Below are 14,837 nucleotides of genomic sequence, written 5' to 3' on the forward strand. Positions count from 1 at the left end.
TGCGGGCAAGGTGGGCGCGTCATTCGGCGGTGATGCGGCCGTCTTGCACGACCTTCTTCCACAGCGTCATTTGCGAGTCGATGAAGCGTTGGAACTGCGCGGGCGTGCCGCCGTCAGGCACCACGCCCTGCTGCGCGAACACCTTCTTGACGTCATCCATTGCGAGGATCGTGTTCAGCTCGCGGTTGAGCTTGTCGATCACCGGCTGCGGCGTGCCGGCCGGCACCACGAAGCCGTGCCAGGAGGTCACTTCGTAGCCTGGCACGCCTGCTTCGGCTGCCGTTGGCAACTCTGGCATCAGTGGCGAGCGCTCGGTGCTCGCGATGGCCAGCGCACGCACCTTGCCGGATTGGATGAAGGGAAGGGCGTGCGGCAGGAGGTCGACAGCCAGGTCGACCTGCCCACCGGCCAGATCGGTCAGCAACGGCGTACTGCCCTTGTAGGGAACCTGCGTCATGCGTGTGCCGGAAACGCTCTCGAACAATGCCATCGCCAGATGGTTGGAAGAGCCGGCGCCGGACGAGCCGTAGTTGAGCGCGCCCGGTTTCGCCTTGGCCGCGGCAAGCACGTCGCCGAGCGTTCGCAGCGGGCCAGCTGCATGCGACACGATGAGCATCGGCGAGCGACCCGCCAGCACCACCGGCGCGAAAGCCTTGGCGCTGTCGTAGGGCAGCGACTTGTAGAGCCATGGGTTGGCCGCGAACGGGAACTGCACCACCAGCAGCGTGTAGCCGTCGGCCGGTGCGGTGGCGGCGGCCTGCGTTCCGATCACCGTGCCGCCGCCGGGCTTGTTGTCGACGATCACGGGCTGCTTCCATGCGACCGACAGCTTGGTCGCGACGAGCCGGCCGAGCGTGTCGTTGAAGCCGCCTGCGGGGTAAGGCACGACGATGCGGATCGGCTTGATGGGGTAGCTGTCCTGCGCCCGTGCCGCACCGGCAACGAAGGCGAGCGCGAGGGCGGTGCCGACGGCGGTCGCCAGGAGCGCTCGGCGGCGCTGGAATGTCTGCATGAGTCTTGTCTCCGGAAGTTGTTGTGTGGCGAAGCGAATGCGGGCGTCAGGCGTAGGCCGGGCCTTCGATGGCGGGGTGCGCGTCGAGGAAGGCTTCGTCGACCTCCACGCCGATGCCGGGCGCGTCGGAAGGACGCACGCAGCCGTCGGCGCCGATCGCGAAGGGCGTGGCGACCAGCTCGTCACGGAACAGGTTGCCGCGCGATACGTCGGCCTCGAAGTAGCCGTTGCCCTCGATGGCAGCGAGCACGTGCAGCGTCGCGGCCATGTTGATGCCCGTCATCGACGAGTGCGGATGGATCGGCAGCTTGTGCGCCGAGGCGAGCGCCGCGATGCGCATCGTCTCGCTGATGCCGCCGGTCTTCGACAGGTCGGGCTGCAGGATCGACACCACGCGGTCGTCGACCAGGCGGTTGAACTCGAAGCGCGTGTAGTGGTTCTCTCCGGCGGCGAAGGGCACGCGGCCAAATGCGCGCGCCAGCTCGTAGCTGCGGTAGTCGTGTGCGGGGAAGGGTTCTTCGAGCCAGCCCACGTTCAGCGCGTCCAGCTGCGGCATGGCGCGCCGCGCATCGGCCAGGGTGTAGGCGGCGTTCACGTCCGTCAGGATCTCGATGTCTTCGCCGAAGGCCTTGCGCACCGCGGCCACGCGCGCCACGTCGCGTTCCACCGTCTCGCCCAGCCGCAGCTTCACCGCCTTGTAGCCGGCCTGCACGTGGGCCGAAGCTTCGTCGACCAGTGCCGACGGGTCTTGCCAGCCCAGCGCCACGCCGCCCGCATAGGCGGGGATCGGCTTCGAAGCGCCGCCCAGCAGCTTGTAGAGCGGCCAGCCGGTGGCCTTGCCGCGGATGTCCCACAGCGCCATGTCGATGCCGCTCATGGCGATGGCGCAGCCGGCGCCGATGCCGTGGCTCGCCAGCTGGCGCGAATAGATGCGCTGCCAGACCCCGTGGACGTCGGTCGCGTCCATACCCCGCACCATCGGCCTGAGCGCATGGGTGACGAAGTGCGCGACGCTCGAATGCGCTCGGCCGTGGTGCGACTCGCCCCAGCCCACCAGCCCATCCTCGGTCGTTACCTTGACGACCACCGCGTCGCGCTTGAGCGTGCGGCCCACACCCAGGCGCACGCTGTGCCCGGCCGGAACTGGAAATGAAGTGGCCCAGGCCTGGATGTCGGCGATGGCGGAGCCGGTCGCGGCAGGCGTTGCGGTCGACACGGACGATGAGGGCATAGGACTGTCTCCGGGAAGCGGCGCAGTGGTGGCCGTCTTGGGGGAAGTCTAGAAATCGCCCGGCATCAGGTCAATTAATATTAAATGATGTACTCAATCAGTTATGCTGATGAAGCCGCCGCGGGGTATCCATGGAATTTCGCCAGATCCAGTATTTCGTCTGCCTCTACGAAGAAGGCTCGGTGACGCGCGCGGCGCGGCGGCTCAACATCGTCCAACCGGCGCTCAGCATGCAGATCGCCAAGCTCGAGGAAGAGATCGGGCAGCAGCTGTTCGTGCGAACGCCGCAGGGCATGCAGCCAACCAGTGACGGGCGGCGCATGTACCGCCTGTTCCTGCCCGTGCTGGGTGATTTTTCGCGCGCGCGCGAACAGGTCATGCAGACCAGCGCTGAGTTGAGCGGCCAAGTGCGCGTGGGCATGATCGTGACCATCGCGCAGGGTGTGCTGGTCGATGCCCTGCTCGAGTTCTCGGCACTGCATCCGAAAGTGGAGCTTTCACTGACCGACGGCTTCAGCGGCACGCTGACCGATGCGGTGTCGGTCGGTCAACTCGACGCGGCGATCATCAACAAGCCGCGGCGATCGCTGGCGCTCAACTCCGAGCTGATCGCCGAAGAAGATCTGCTGCTCGTCACCGGGCCGCTGCACGCGGCCTTGCCCGACACCGTCGTCTTCAGTCAACTGGCACATCTCAAACTCGTATTGCCTACCCGTCAGCATGGCCTGCGCGGCATCATCGAGAGCTTTGGTCAAGCCGAAAATGTGGTGTTGGCCCCAAGCGTCGAGATCGACTCGATCAGCGCCATCCTCAACCTGGTGCATCAGAGCGATTTCTGCACGGTGCTCCCGCGCGTGGCCGTTCGGAGGCCACTTGAGCATGCGTCATTGCGTGGCCATGCTTTGACTGCTCCGCAGCTCGCGCGCCAGATCGTCTGTGTGACGCATCCAAGGCGCCCGCTGGGTCCAGCGGCATCGGCTTTTGTTGCAGTCCTCGTCAAGCACGTCCGAGGGTTGGGACACGAGCGCGCCGATCAGTGAGCTACGAGACCGACTGCGGAATCGTGAACACCATGTTTGCCGCGCCGCGGAATTCGCCCTTCGTGACAAGGAACCACAGCGTCGCGTGGTCGCCGAACAGCTCGCCAACGTTGCCGCTCGCGGCGGCGCGGCGCGCGACCATCATGCCGTAGGAGCTGGCGCGCGTTTCGCCGGCGGTGAAGTGGTTGCCGGTGACGCTCATGAAGGTGCCGGCGCAAACCACCATGTCGGCCGTAAAGGTGTTGCCCGTCAGCACCACGGTCTGGAACAAGCCCCGTGCCTGTCTGACGGTCAGCAGCTTGACGGTTTCCGCGCCTAGCGCCAGTCGCGTAACCAGGTTGTGCGCGAAGACCAGTTGGCCGGTGCCGGGTTGGACCTCGAAATCGCCGGGCTGCAGCGCGCGCAGCAACGCTTCGCGCGGCACTTCGGGGTCGGGGATGCCGTAGAACGCCACGTCGCCCGCGAACTGGCAGTGCGTGATTTCGCAGACGCTGGTGATCTCCTGGAACACAGCCACTGCTCGTGTCGCCGCCGGCAGCGTGCAACCGCGCATGCGCAGCATGCGCGCGTTGCCCACGGCCAGCCAGGGCAGCTGGCTGTCGTTCCTGCCGGCCACGTGCACGCCGTCGAGTTCGACCTGGGCGTTGTTTTTCAGCGCGATGAGCGCTCGGCCGCTCAGCGTCAGCTGCAGGTCGCGCAGTTCCAGCGCGGCCAGGCCGGCCAGGGCGATCGGGCCGGCAGCCGCGATCACCGCCGTAGGCCCGCAGCCGTGCAGCGACAGGCGCCGCGCAGGTCGCGTGCTGGCCGCATCCAGCTGCAGGCCGGCCTCCAGGCGGTGCTGGCCCGGCAGGAAGCAGATGCACAGCGAGGGGCGCGCAGCCAGCAGCTTCTCCAGCAGTTCGCTATTCAATTCAGGAAAGTTGCCCCCCTCGCCGATCGTGATCTCGCAGCCGCCACCCCCATCGCCGGTGGTCGGTGTCGTGGCCGTGGCCGCGAACACCAGCACCTGCTCGGACACGGGGCTGCCGCCGCTGGTCAGCAGATGCGCGCGCACGCGCTGGTGCTGCGGCGTGCCCAGCTGCCATGGGCATTCGGCCAGCCCCTGGGCGCTGCAGCTCGCGTCGAAGGTGTTGGCCGGTGGGCTGCCCACGCTGCCGGCGCCGACCTCCACGGTGAAGCGCACGCGCGCGCCGGGCACCGGCAGTGCGCCGCGCATCACGCGCACGCGCAGCGGCTCGGGCAACGCGCCGCCGGGCGTGGTGTCCTGGCCGTCGCCACCCACATAGAGCAGTTGCGTCATGCTGGTGAGCGGCGGGAAGAGGTCGCGGCAGTCGGAGATGGCCGTGACCAGGCCGTTGGCATCCACCGTCACCAAACCCAGGCGGGCCCAGCCGTCGCGCACCCCGGCCGGAGGCTCGGCAACGGGTTCGCCGTCGCCGTCGCGCGGCCATTCCACGTCGGCCGTGACGGTGCGCGCCGGGATCTGCCAGTAGTCGCCCGGGCGGTAGCTGCCGCCGGGCGCAAAGCGGATCTGCACGCCGTCCTCCAGCGTGGTCCAGTCGCCTTCCTCCACCGCCAGCGCGTTCTCGCCGACCGCGGCCGGCGTGTGGTCCCAGCGCCGCAGCACCGGATGGCGCGCCGGGTCCTGGCCCAGCGTGCCGGCGGGCACGCCGGCCAGCACCAGTTCCAGCGCATCGTTGCCATCGTGCAGGTACTCGAAGAGCTGGCCGGCGCGGCCCTGCAGCTCGGCCTCGTCGTCGACCAGTTCCACGCGGTCGTGCAGGGCCAGGTCCAGGTTGGCGTCGCGGCCGCGCGCGGCCAGACGCACCGTGGTGCGGTTGGCGGCGGTGTCGATGCTGACTTCCTGCACCGCGTAGGCGACCGAACCGTTCTCGCGCGACCACTTGAACCTGGCTGCGCCGCTCGGGTCCACGGCGTGGATTTCCACGCGGTAGAGCTGATTCTCCAGCCGGCGGTAGCCTGCGCTGGCGGCGATCTCGCAGACGCCGGTCGCGGCGAGCTCGGGTTCGGCGCGGGCCGCCAGGCGGGCGGCCGGCGGCGCGGTCAGAGCGGTCCAGGCGGCCACGTCGGCGCCGCAGTGCCAGGCGGCATTGCCAGGCGCGGCCGGAAGCGCCAGCGTGCGCACCTGGGCCACCTGCTGTGCGCGCGTGGCCGTGTCGGGCCCGCCCAGCGCCACCTCGCGGATGCCGGGGGCCTCCAGCGCGCTCACATGGCGTTGCCAGGCGCGCAGGTAGATGAGGTGCGTGCCAGCCGCGAGCCGAAGAGGCACGCCGCCGTCGGGCTGGTTGGCCAGCGATGCGGCCTGCTCCCATTCGCACAGCTGGCCCTGCGCGTAATACCGGCCCGCGCCGATGCGCAGGCTGGCCGCCGGCAGCGCCGCGGGCGCGCCGGCGCCGGTGGCGGCCACGCGCCAGGCCTGGCCGCCACCGACCAGCCAGGGCGCCTCGGTGCCGGCCACCGACAGCCCGGCCAGCGCCGGGCTTCCGGCCACGGGCTGCGTGCTCCAGGTGTTGCCGCCGTTGGTCGTGGCCAGCAGCGTGCCGTCGTCACCGGCGATCCAGCCGTTGTTGGCGTCGCGAAAACGCACCGCGCGCAGCCTGGCGGTGCTGCCGCTGGTGGTGGCCGTCCAGGTGGCGCCGCCGTCGTTGCTGCGCAGCACGGTGCCGCCATCGCCTACCGCCCAGGCCTGGCCGCCGGTCAGCGACACCGCGCGCAGCGTGGCGGTGCTGCCGCTGTCCACGCGGCTCCAGGCCGCGCCGCCGTCGGTCGTACGCACGATGGCGCCGCCCGGCCCCACGGCCAGGCCGTCCTGCGCGCTGGCGAAGGCCACGGCGTACAGCCGGCCCACGCCGCCGGCGTGACGCGTCCAATTGGCGCCGCCGTCCACGGTGCGCAGCACCAGGCCGCCGTCGCCCACGGCCCAGGCGTGCTGTGCATCGAACACCGCCGCGCCGCGCAGCGCCTGCAGGCTGCCGGCGTTCTGCGCGGTCCAACTGCTGCCCGCGTTGTTGGTGCGCAGCACGGTGCCCCCGTCGCCCACGGCCCAGCCGGTGTTGGCGGCGCGTGCGATGGCGCGCAGGTGCCGCGTACTGCCGGTGCTGGCGAGGGTCCAGGCCGCACCGCCGTTGGTGCTGACCAGCAGCGCGCCATCCTCGCCGGCGATCCAGACGCTGTTGGCATCAGCCGCGTGCACCGCCAGCGCGCCCATGCCGGCCGACAGCGCGAAGCCGGCGTTCCCGGCCGGCGCGCCGCTGACACCGATCGCATCCTCGGCCAGCCGCTCGGCGCGGTGGCGCGTGATGTCGCCCTGCTCGTTGAAATCCGCATCCGTGATCACGCGGCCTTGCTGCATGCGCACGGCGGTGTAGTGCGCGTCGGGCTCGAAGGTCTCGCGCGAGAGATCGGCTTTCATGTTGTCCCCCTCAATTGGCGAAATGCACGCTGGCGGCCAGGCCCAGGCGCAGGTATTCGGCGAGCGCGTCGCGCAGGTTGGCCTCGCGCTGCGGTTGCTGCAGGTGTTCGTAGGCGCCCATCTCGGCGCCGCTGGCCGCACCGGCGCGGATCTGCATGGCGCAGCGCTGCTCCAGCTGGGCCAGTGCCGGGTCGCCATAGCGGCGCGAGACAAACAGCGGCCGCACCGTGGCCTCGACCTCGGCGCGCACGGCGTCCTTGTCGGCCGCCGTGGCGGTGGCGGGCAGGGCGGCGAGGCGGACTTCGGTCTCGAGTTGCGGCTGGCAGCGGTAGCGCCGCGGCACCTGCGAGGCCGGCGGCACATAGCAAAAGCGCACGCAGCCGATTTGGCGCCGCTCGGCCAGCACCGGCGCGTCGAAGATGCAGTCGCTGGCATCGAGCGACAGCGCGTTGACGGCGCCGAAGAAGCTGGCGCGTTGCAGGTCCAGCGCGGCCTCGGGCGCGTCCAGCGCGGCCGTTGCCGCGCCGTCGGCGAGGCCGAGGCCGACGATGCTGTCGGTCACCTCCACGCCGCGCACCGGGCCGGCCACGGCGACCGGCGCGCAAAGGCTTTGCAGCAGCCGCAATTGCAGGCGCGGGCTGTCGGCGCCGACCGTCAGGTGTTGCGCGCCCAGCACCGTCTCCGGCAGCAGCGTGCAATGCGCCAGTTCCATTTGCCCCAGGTGGCCGGAGGCCTGCAGCGGCCCCTGCAGCAGCAGGCCGTGGAGGAACAGCGAGCCGGGGTTCGCTGCGTCGGTATCGGCCGTGCCGCGCACCTGCAGCCGGCCTTCCCAATGCGCGCGCACCTGCCGGGCCTCGAAGCGGCCGGGCACGCGCTCCACGCTGCCGGGCGGTGCGCCGGGGATGGGCTGCAGCGGCCACCGGCCGGCCACCACCAGCAGTTGCGAGGCCTCGGGGATCTCGATCTCCAGCGCGGCCGCGGTGTCGATCTCCGACAGGCTGTCCATCACCACGATGACGCCGGTGCGCCCGGCCGGCTGCGTGTTCCAGGCGTCGACGGCCTCGCGCAGCGTGGGGAACAAGATGCCGCTTCCATCGTCGGGCAGCAGGTGCGACACGCCCACCTGCCAGACCTCGGAGTCGAAGAAGCCGCCAACGTCCTGGTCGGCCGTGCTGCCATCGGCCGCGCGGTTCGCCGCGCGCAGGGCCGCGCTGCGCTCGTAGGGGCCACCGCCGATGTCGGCGACGCTGCCGTGGGCCGCGTGCAGCCAGACGCGCTCCACCTCGAGCGCGGCCGGAAAGCCGATGCGGCCGCGCCGCAGGTCCAGTGCCAGCGCGCGGGGCGTGGGAATCGCCAGTTCAACGGTGTCGGGGATCTCGCAGATGCAGATGTCCTCTCGCGGCACCTCCACGGGCAGGGTCTCGCCGGCCAGTTGCACGAAGCAGCGCAGCACCGGATCGCGCTCGGTCATGAAGCGCGCCGCCGGTTCGGCCTGTCCTGCGCGCAACCGTTCCAGTTCGGCATGCAGTGCCAGTTCGCGCAGCGGCGCGCTGGCGTGTTCCTCGCGCGCGGCCTGGGTGATGGCACTGCCGCCGGTCTCGGTGCGCGGGCGGTTGAAGAGCGGCGCGTCCACGCCGGCCGGATGCATGTGCCAAAAGCCCTCGGCGTGCAGGCGCGCGCTGATGAAGTCGGCGCTGGTCATGTCGGCAGCGGCGCCGGGCGCGCCGAGGCCCAGGTGCTGCGAGCGCAGGCGCCACAGGTACAGGCCGACGTTGGGGATGTTGAAGCGCCCGCCGCGCGTGTCTGCGTTGCGCACCTCCAGCGTGTGGGCGAAGGGATCGAAGGCGCCGGCCGAGGCCTGGGCCAGCTCGGCGGTCTCGGCGTCGCGCACGCAGGCCGTGGCGGTGGGCCGCATGCGCACATGGTTCATGTGCTGGGTGGTGCCCAGGCGCTGGAAGAATTCCACGGCCGCAGCGGGCCAGCCGGTGACGTCGCGCGCCAGTTGCTCCAGCACCAGCGCCGTGCCCTTGCGCCGGCGGTAGGCGATGGTGTTGGCGACCCAGGCGCGGGTGCTGACGCCCGCCGAGGGCACCGGCCGGATCGGCCGCGCGCCCAGCAGGTCGCCGATGTAGGGCACGGTCCATTCGTCGCAGGTCTCGATGAACCAGTTGTCGTACAGGCGCGCGGTGTCGGCCTCCACCGCCTCGAGCTCGCTTTCGATCACGGCCAGCAGCGCGCGCAGCGGCGCGCCCTGCTCGCCATCGCGCAGGCGGTGGATGACCGGCAGCAGCTGGTAGAGCCGTTCGGGGGTGAGCAGACTCATGGCGTGGCCTCCACCAGTTCGAGTGCCGCGGGGTTCAGCAGCATGAGCTCGGCTGGTTTCATCGCCTTGGCCGCGCCATCCCAGCGCCCGCCAAACGCCGGCACGACCTGCATGTTGCCGGCGGCCGCGGGTTCGCCATACGGTTGCAGCACGTCAAGATCCACCGCCACCACGCCCGGCACCTGGTGCAGCAGTGCGAGCAGTTCGGCCGCCGTGACCGACTGCGCGAGGTCGCGCGCATCGAAGCCGAAGGCCCGTTGCAGCTTCGTCCTGCAAGCTGCGAGCACGGTGTCGGCTTCGTGGCGCGGATCGATCGCAACACGCGCCGTGCAACGGAAGTAGCGCAGCACCGAGGCGCCCAGCACGAAGGGCTGCGACGGATCGGACAGGTCGGCGATGGCCTGGCGCAGGTTGTCCATGACCTCGGCGCCGGCCGCGCCGCCGGTGGCGCCGGCCACCGACAGCAGCACGCGCGAGCTGCCGTCGACCCAGGCCAGGTCGGCGCGCGCCTTGCCGATGCCGGGAAAGGCGCGTGCGAAGTCCTGGTAGTCCGACAGCGAGACCACGCGCTCGAAGGCCAGCAAGGTCAGCGGCGCGTTGCGGCGCGCATCATGAAGTTGCTCGGGCCCCTGGGCGCCGCTGGCCGGCAGCGGGTTGCTCACGCCGCGCAGGCCCAGCGGCATGGCGCGCAGCATGGTCAGCGTACGCGCCGCGACTTCGCCGTCGGGGCCGATGCCGCTGCGGTAGCGCGCCTGCACGTTCATCTGGCCGCTGGGCAGGCGCGCGCCGCTGCGGCCGTCGCCGAACAGGACCTCCATGCGCGCCTCGTTGTCGATGCGCGTGGCGTAGACATGCTCGTCCGGCGCGGCGCCGTGGAGGGAAGGCCGCTCGGTCCACAGCAGGCCGTTGACGCGCAGCTCCAGCGTGCTCTTCACGCCGCTGGCCGAGGCCGCCGTCAAGTGCGTGGTCGGCGGCTTGCGAAGCATGAAGCGCTGGAACGGTTCTTTCGCGTCGCCGTTGCCCAGCACCTCCTGCACGCTCTCGCCATGCGTGGCACGAACCACGTTGGCGTGGATCTGCAGGTCCTCGCGCCGGTAGCTGTACGTCAGCGGCTGCTGCAGCACCAGCATGCTGCGGCCGCCGCCATGTTCCACCTCGTCGAGCAAGGCGATTTCGGCCGCTTCCACGCCGGGCAGGTCGTGCCGCGGGCCGACGAAGGCGAGCGGCTGGCCGTGCGCCAGCCCCAGCACCATGGTCGACAGCTCGATGCGCTTGCTGCCCGCTTCCACCGGCGACTCGATCGGCAGCTCGGCCATCGGTTGGCGCCGGCTGGCGACATGGGCCGTGGTGTCGCGGAACAGGAAGGCCTCCGAAGGCGCAGTGCTTCGGGGCTGGCCGCTGCCATCGGCCAGGCGAAGCGCCGTCGCGCGCGCCGACAGGCCATAGTCGGCGCGCGAGACTTCGCGGGCATCGAACAGGGCATAGGCGGTGGCCTTCTCGCTGGGCGCGTCGAAGACCATCCAGCTGCCGGGCGCGAGCTTGGGTACCGGGCGCTCCAGCAGCGCATGGCAGGGCGGTAGCACCGTGCTGGCCAGGTTGCTGTTGCCCTGCGAGTCGGTCCAGATGTTGCGGCTTGCGCCCAGCGAGCCGCCGCCGGAGAGCGGGTCGCCGTCATCCCAGCCGCTCGGGTAGACCGGCTCCTTGGTGTTGGTGGCGGGCAGCGAGCCCCACTTGGGCGCGTTGTGGCCGAAGAAGCCCAGCCGCTGCGAGAAGCTGAAGGTGCCGGCCTCGGGCGCCACCGGCCTGGACGGGGGCTTCACGCTGGCCGTGATGGCCTGCACCAGCTGCAGGCTGCTCCAGCCCTGGATCGCGATCATGGCCTGCAGCTCGTTCTCCTTCCAGCTCTGGCTGGCGATGGTGCTGCCGAGCGCGCTGCTGGTGAAAGGCACGCTCTCGATCTGTGCCTGCGCGTAGCCGCCGAAGGAGAATGACAGGATCGGCACCGCCCAGTGCAGCAGCGGCGGCGCTGCCGGCGTCACCGGGTCGGGCAAGGGCTCCAGTTCGATGCGCACGCGGCGCAGCGCGGGCTCGTCCTCCACCTCCAGCGCGCGCAGCACCAGGTGGCGCAACTGGCTGCCGTTCTTGCCGACGAAGAGCAGCAGCTCGCCGGACTGGATGCCGCTGGCCTGGTCGGAGAGGTAGATGCGCGCGACGTCGAGTGCATCGACCGTGGGCTCCACGGCCAGCCCCGGGTCCAGCCGGTACAGGCTGCCGCTGCTCAGGGCCGGGTGCAGGCCGACGGTCTCGCCGGCCAGGCTGCCTTCGGGATGGAGCATGACCAGTCGTCGCGTGCCGGCCACGTCGAGCAGGGCCAGGTCCGCCGGGCGCGTCTGGCGCGGACGCAGCGCATTCCATTCGGCGCGCGCGACGATGGGCTCGCCGGTCTCGAAGACCTGCGGCAGCTTGCCCTGCGGCGGCACGCTTTGCACCGGCGCGCCGGCGGCGATGGTGCACAGGCCCGGGGCGCCGGCGGCGTCCTCGACGGTGAAGACCAGGTGCACGCTGGCGGCCACGCCAGGCCGCAGTTCGTAGCCGACGGCGCGCGCCAGCTCCAGCACGGAGCGGCGTTCGGTGGCAGTGCGCAGGAAGCCCTCGTTGGCGATGCGTTCCTGGTAGAAGGTCAGCACATCGGCCACGCAGGCGGACGCGTCCACCAGCGCGACGGCCGCGTCATCGGGCTCGCGGGTGCGCAGGGCGGCGAGCGGCCGCGGCGCACTTCCAGGCACGCCGGGCACATGCCACAGCGGCAGCCGAGCCAGCATGCGCTGGTAGAAACCGGGATGGGTGTCGATGCGCCAAGACAGCGCGGACAGGCCGGACGCGTTGTGGATCACGCCGGGCTCGGCCTGGCCCTCGCAGCAGTGGCAGCCGTCCAGTGGGGTGTCGTCGCTGCTCATTTCATTTCCTCCGCCGCATGCACCTCGAACTGGATGCGACCGTGCTCCGGCGCGTTGGGGTCGTTGTCCAGCCGCGCGATCTCCAGCCGCGCCATCGCAATGCGGCCAGCGTCGATCTCGCCACCAGCTTGCCGGCCCAGGCGCTGGAAGCGCAGCGGATTCACATGCGAGACCCCTTGCACCGCCATCGCGGCGGCGACCACGGCGCTCAGGTAGACCGGCTCGCCGAAGCTGAAGCGGTCCGGGTGGAAGAAGCCGCCCGGAGTGGTGGCGAACACGCGCAGCAACCGGCGCTGCACGTCGGCCGCGAAATAGCCCGGCCGGGTGCACACGTGCAGCGCGATGTCCAGCGCCACGTAGGCCGGCGCGTCGATCTCCACGTCGTGCCCGGCCAGCCGGTAGCGGTCGATGAAGGCCGTCAGACTCTCCTCGAAGGCCGGGTCCATGCCCTCGGCGCCGCGCCGGTCCACCGTGATGAACATGGTGTGCCAGCTGCCGGTCCAGCGCCGCGTGGCCACCGCGCGCTGCACGCGACCGTCGCGCATCGCGATCTCGGCATAGTCCTGCACCGTCACCGCGCGCTCCTGGCGCCGGAAGGCCTGCGGCGCGTCCATGCGCGCGCGCGCCAGCGTGACCGGGTCCACGCCGCCGGCGGCCGGCAGCGGGTTGCGCACCCGCGTGATGCCGTCGAAGTTGCACAGCACATGGGAGATCGCGTCGGCACCCACGTTGCCGGCGCTGCCGTTGCCCACGCGCAGGCGCGCCGACAAGGCCTCGCCCGCGCCGGGGCGCAGCCCGTTCACGCCGTCGCCGAAGCGCAGCAGCACCTGGCCGTCGGCCTCGGTCTCGGCCACGAACTCGGCGGCAGCGGCGCCGCTTTGCAGCAGGTCGCGCCGGGCACTCCAGCGGCGGCGATCGCCATCGCTGGTCACCAGCACCGCTTCGCGCGTGTCGGCCAGGTCGCGCCGCAGCGCAGATGTGGCGCTGGCGGCCGGATCCACCAGCAGCGGCTGGCCGGCCGCATCGCGCACCAGGGCCTGGCGCGTCCACGGCAGCAGCGTGGGCTGGGCCAGGCGAAAGCGCGGCACGCGGCCGCCGGGCACCGGCACCAGGAACTCGAAGCGCGGCGCGCTGAAGCCGTGATCGGCCAGCGCGATGTTGGCGCAGGCGCCGGCCATGTCCTGCACCAGCACGCCGGCGATGACCTTGGACAGGCACAGGTCGAAGGGCAGCGCGTCCTCGGCCCGCCATTGCACTTCGACCAGCGGCTGCTCGGTGACCGGGTCGTGCCGCAGCACGGGCGAAGGCGTGCGTCCGAGGCTGGCCTCGGGGTCCACGTGCGTGAGGCGGACCACGTGGCGCTGCTGGGCGTCGGCATCCTGCGCGAGGCCGTTGGTGGTGCCGGCGCGCGCCTCCAGCAGCAGCAGGTCACCCACGCGCAAGCGCAGGCGGTTCGCCTCGTCGTCGCGCAGGAAGGCGCGCGTGGCGCCGCGCGGCAGGCAGCAGGCCTCGTCGCTCCAGGTGTAGAAGCGCAGGTCGTTGTGCGCGCTGTAGAGCTGCAGGGACGTCAGCAGTTCGAAGGGCTGGGCGCCGGCCGCGACCAGGGCCTGCGCGCTGTCGGGCGAGCCGAGCCGCGTGGGCGAGCCGTGTGCGCGCGTCAGCAGCAGCGTGCCGTCCAGCCCGGTCGCGCCGTCGCAGGCGGCGAGCATCTGGCCGTCGGCCGCGGCAGCGATCTCGAAGGCCACCCAGGTGCGCGCGTTGCAGCCCTCGTGCACCGCATAGTCCAAAAGACGCGCATGCCGGCGCACCGACACGCGCTGGCGCGCCGTGCCCAGGTAGGCCTCGGTCGCGACTGCGTCCTGGAAGTAGGCGATCTCGTCGGCGCGGAAGGCCAGTGCCTCGGACAGCGTGACCATCAGGTCGGCCGGGCTGCGTTCCTTCCAGTTCGGCATCAGCACCGACAGCCGGTCCAGCACCAATCGGCGGAAGCTCTGGTAGTCGCGCGCCAGGTAGTCGATGTCGGGTGCGCGTTGCGGCAGCGGCGCGCAGTCGTCCTCCACGCGGCAGTCGAAGTCGCTGGGGCAGTCGACCTTGAAGCCGAAGGCGATCTGCGCCAGCGCCGGGTCGATGCCGTCGGGCGGCGCGTCGGAGCCGGCCGAGGCCACCAGCCGCAGCTGGTAGCGCGAGAAGTCGCCGATGCCATCGAGCTCCACCGTCAGCACGTCGCCGCTGGCCGCCACGCCGATGGCCTGCGGGTCGCGCACGCGCACACCGCCGCGGATCTCGACGTTGGCAGCGGTCAGCGGCGCGGGCGGCGCGAGGGACAGCGCGTGCACGAAATGCAGCAGCAGCCGCGGCTGGCCATGCACCACCTCCAGGTATTCGATGCCGTTGAAAGCCCGCGGCGGATCGGCCTGCGCGGCTTGCCGCACGGCGCCGATGCGTCCCGGGTTGCTGCAGAGGTATTGGCTGTTCATGTGATCTCCCGCCTGAACTGCGCCTGGCCGGTCTGCTGCGTTTCCAGCACCGTGTAGCGCACCGTCACCGACAGGGCCGCGTCCTCGCTCTCGGCGCTCACCTCGTCGATGCGCATCAGGTGCCCCAGCCACTGCTGCAGCGAGCCATGCACCAGCGCCTGCACCGTGGCCGCCAGCTCGGGGCTGTTGGGCGCGAAGACGAGCTGCATCAGGCCGCAGCCGAAGTCGGGCCGGTTCACCCGTTCGCCCGGCACGGTGAACAGCAGCTGCTCGATCAGGTCGCGCAGGTGCGCCTCGCGCGACACCGTCGCGCTGCGGCCGCGCCCGTCGATGCGGAAGGGGAATCCGATGTCGGTGTCCATGG

At 71.2% G+C, this 14,837-nt stretch carries 8 protein-coding genes; 1 reads left to right on the plus strand and 7 read right to left on the minus strand.

What is annotated here, in order from left to right:
- Positions 1-19: 19 nt before the first annotated feature.
- Positions 20-1,012 carry a Bug family tripartite tricarboxylate transporter substrate binding protein gene (locus AC3A6Y_RS23965; protein WP_487870743.1) on the minus strand — a complete coding sequence of 331 codons (993 nt, stop codon included), beginning with the start codon at positions 1,010-1,012 and terminating at the stop codon, positions 20-22.
- A gap of 46 nt (positions 1,013-1,058) precedes the next feature.
- On the minus strand, positions 1,059-2,243 hold the full coding sequence (locus AC3A6Y_RS23970; protein WP_487870744.1) for a mandelate racemase/muconate lactonizing enzyme family protein: 1,185 nt from the start codon (positions 2,241-2,243) through the stop codon (positions 1,059-1,061).
- A gap of 131 nt (positions 2,244-2,374) precedes the next feature.
- Here AC3A6Y_RS23970 and AC3A6Y_RS23975 point away from each other — a divergent pair, with 131 nt between their 5' ends.
- Positions 2,375-3,283, plus strand: coding sequence for a LysR family transcriptional regulator (locus tag AC3A6Y_RS23975; RefSeq protein WP_487870745.1), 909 nt, complete (start codon positions 2,375-2,377; stop codon positions 3,281-3,283).
- Position 3,284: 1 nt separating this feature from the next.
- On the opposite strand, the gene AC3A6Y_RS23980 is transcribed toward AC3A6Y_RS23975, so the two are convergent.
- Genes AC3A6Y_RS23980 through AC3A6Y_RS24000 form a run of 5 tightly spaced genes read right to left on the minus strand, consistent with a single transcriptional unit; the run spans position 3,285 to position 14,835 of the window.
- Positions 3,285-6,716 (minus strand): DUF6519 domain-containing protein, encoded by a 3,432-nt coding sequence (locus AC3A6Y_RS23980; RefSeq protein WP_487870746.1) that lies wholly within the window; start codon positions 6,714-6,716, stop codon positions 3,285-3,287.
- A gap of 10 nt (positions 6,717-6,726) precedes the next feature.
- Positions 6,727-9,039, minus strand: a complete 2,313-nt coding sequence (locus tag AC3A6Y_RS23985) for a hypothetical protein (RefSeq protein ID WP_487870747.1) — start codon at positions 9,037-9,039, stop codon at positions 6,727-6,729.
- Positions 9,036-11,996 (minus strand): putative baseplate assembly protein, encoded by a 2,961-nt coding sequence (locus AC3A6Y_RS23990; RefSeq protein ID WP_487870748.1) that lies wholly within the window; start codon positions 11,994-11,996, stop codon positions 9,036-9,038. Before AC3A6Y_RS23990 ends, AC3A6Y_RS23985 begins: the two co-directional genes overlap by 4 nt.
- Positions 11,993-14,473 carry a putative baseplate assembly protein gene (locus AC3A6Y_RS23995; protein ID WP_487870749.1) on the minus strand — a complete coding sequence of 827 codons (2,481 nt, stop codon included), beginning with the start codon at positions 14,471-14,473 and terminating at the stop codon, positions 11,993-11,995. The genes AC3A6Y_RS23990 and AC3A6Y_RS23995 overlap by 4 nt, the downstream gene beginning before the upstream one ends.
- The gene (locus AC3A6Y_RS24000; RefSeq protein WP_487870750.1) at positions 14,470-14,835 is read right to left on the minus strand and encodes a GPW/gp25 family protein; all 366 of its coding nucleotides are present in this window, start codon (positions 14,833-14,835) and stop codon (positions 14,470-14,472) included. Before AC3A6Y_RS24000 ends, AC3A6Y_RS23995 begins: the two co-directional genes overlap by 4 nt.
- Between the last annotated feature and the right edge of the window lie 2 nt (positions 14,836-14,837).

The organism is Variovorax sp. Soil_C_17 (assembly GCF_057657265.1).

What these genes read in the sequence shown, in the direction of transcription:
- AC3A6Y_RS23965 (WP_487870743.1), bottom strand. Translation starts at nt 1,012, where the DNA reads ATGCAGACATTCCAGCGCCGCCGAGCGCTCCTGGCGACCGCCGTCGGC.
- AC3A6Y_RS23970 (WP_487870744.1), bottom strand. Translation starts at nt 2,243, where the DNA reads ATGCCCTCATCGTCCGTGTCGACCGCAACGCCTGCCGCGACCGGCTCC.
- AC3A6Y_RS23975 (WP_487870745.1), top strand. Translation starts at nt 2,375, where the DNA reads ATGGAATTTCGCCAGATCCAGTATTTCGTCTGCCTCTACGAAGAAGGC.
- AC3A6Y_RS23980 (WP_487870746.1), bottom strand. Translation starts at nt 6,716, where the DNA reads ATGAAAGCCGATCTCTCGCGCGAGACCTTCGAGCCCGACGCGCACTAC.
- AC3A6Y_RS23985 (WP_487870747.1), bottom strand. Translation starts at nt 9,039, where the DNA reads ATGAGTCTGCTCACCCCCGAACGGCTCTACCAGCTGCTGCCGGTCATC.
- AC3A6Y_RS23990 (WP_487870748.1), bottom strand. Translation starts at nt 11,996, where the DNA reads ATGAGCAGCGACGACACCCCACTGGACGGCTGCCACTGCTGCGAGGGC.
- AC3A6Y_RS23995 (WP_487870749.1), bottom strand. Translation starts at nt 14,473, where the DNA reads ATGAACAGCCAATACCTCTGCAGCAACCCGGGACGCATCGGCGCCGTG.
- AC3A6Y_RS24000 (WP_487870750.1), bottom strand. Translation starts at nt 14,835, where the DNA reads ATGGACACCGACATCGGATTCCCCTTCCGCATCGACGGGCGCGGCCGC.